The following is a 1,846-nucleotide window of genomic DNA, read 5'->3' on the forward strand; positions in this document are numbered from 1 at the left end:
GTCGGAGCCTCCCTAGCAGGGGTGACGGCGTGCCTTTTGAAGAATGAGCCTGCGAGTTAGTGCTCGGTGGCGAGGTTAACCCGTGTGGGGAAGCCGTAGCGAAAGCGAGTCCGAATAGGGCGATACAGTCGCCGGGTCTAGACCCGAAGCGAAGTGATCTAGCCATGGGCAGGTTGAAGCGCCGGTAAGACGGCGTGGAGGACCGAACCCACTTAGGTTGAAAACTGAGGGGATGACCTGTGGTTAGGGGTGAAAGGCCAATCAAACTTCGTGATAGCTGGTTCTCCCCGAAATGCATTTAGGTGCAGCGTCACGTGTTTCTTGCCGGAGGTAGAGCTACTGGATGGCTAATGGGCCCTACCAGGTTACTGACGTCAGCCAAACTCCGAATGCCGGTAAGACATAGCGTGGCAGTGAGACTGCGGGGGATAAGCTTCGTAGTCGAGAGGGAAACAGCCCAGATCATCGGCTAAGGCCCCTAAGCGTGTGCTCAGTGGGAAAGGATGTGGAGTTGCACAGACAACCAGGAGGTTGGCTTAGAAGCAGCCACCCTTGAAAGAGTGCGTAATAGCTCACTGGTCAAGTGATTCCGCGCCGACAATGTAGCGGGGCTCAAGTACACCGCCGAAGCCGTGGCACTCACACAATGACCCAGCACCGACTTGATCGGTGTTCAGGTGTGTGGGTGGGTAGGGGAGCGTCGTGTGGGCAGTGAAGCTGCAGGGTGACCTAGTGGTGGAGCCCACACGAGTGAGAATGCAGGCATGAGTAGCGAATGACGGGTGAGAAACCCGTCCGCCGAATGACCAAGGGTTCCAGGGCCAGGTTAATCCGCCCTGGGTAAGTCGGGACCTAAGGCGAGGCCGACAGGCGTAGTCGATGGACAAGGAGTTGATATTCTCCTACCGGCGAAGAACCGCCCATACCGAGCCCGGTGATGCTAACCATCCCAAACCCGTCACAGTCACCTTCGGGTGGCGCCGACGGGCGCGGCGTGGGACCCGAACCGGTAGTAGGTAAGCGTGTTAACAGGGGTGACGCAGGAAGGTAGCCCGGCGTGGCGATGGTAGTCCACGTCCAAGGTTGTAGCCCGCTTCGTAGGCAAATCCGCGAAGCACATAGGGTGAGAACTGATAGTGACCGCGTATGCGGGAAACGGGTGATCCTCTGCTGCCAAGAAAAGCCTCGACGCGAGGTTCTAGCCGCCCGTACCCCAAACCGACTCAGGTGGTCAGGTAGAGAATACCAAGGCGATCGAGCGAATCGTGGTTAAGGAACTCGGCAAAATGCCCCCGTAACTTCGGGAGAAGGGGGGCCCGAACCGTGAACACCCTTGCGGTGGGAAGCGGGGAGGGCCGCAGAGACCAGGGAGAAGCGACTGTTTACTAAAAACACAGGTCCGTGCGAAGTCGCAAGACGATGTATACGGACTGACGCCTGCCCGGTGCTGGAAGGTTAAGAGGACGGGTCAACTTCGGTGAAGCCCAGAATTTAAGCCCCAGTAAACGGCGGTGGTAACTATAACCATCCTAAGGTAGCGAAATTCCTTGTCGGGTAAGTTCCGACCTGCACGAATGGCGTAACGACTTCTCCGCTCCCCCTACCACAGACTCCGCGAAACTCCACTACCCCCACACCTGCTCGTTACGCGCAGCAGGACGGAAAGACCCCGGGACCTTTACTATAGCTTGGTATTGGTGTTCGGTGTGGCTTGTGTAGGATAGGTGGGAGACTATGAATCCCGGCCGCCAGGTCGGGAGGAGTCAACGTTGAAATACCACTCTGGCCACATCGACCATCTAACCTCGGTCCGTAATCCGGATCAGGGACAGTGCCTGGTGGGTAG

The 1,846-nt window shown here is 57.7% G+C and carries 1 rRNA gene; it reads left to right on the forward strand.

Annotated features, from left to right (window positions below):
* Nucleotides 1–1,846: ribosomal RNA gene (locus ACFWPH_RS34660) — 23S ribosomal RNA — on the forward strand; the annotation flags it as partial.

Source organism: Nocardia sp. NPDC058499 (assembly GCF_042719915.1).
Taxonomy (GTDB): Bacteria; Actinomycetota; Actinomycetes; order Mycobacteriales; family Mycobacteriaceae; genus Nocardia.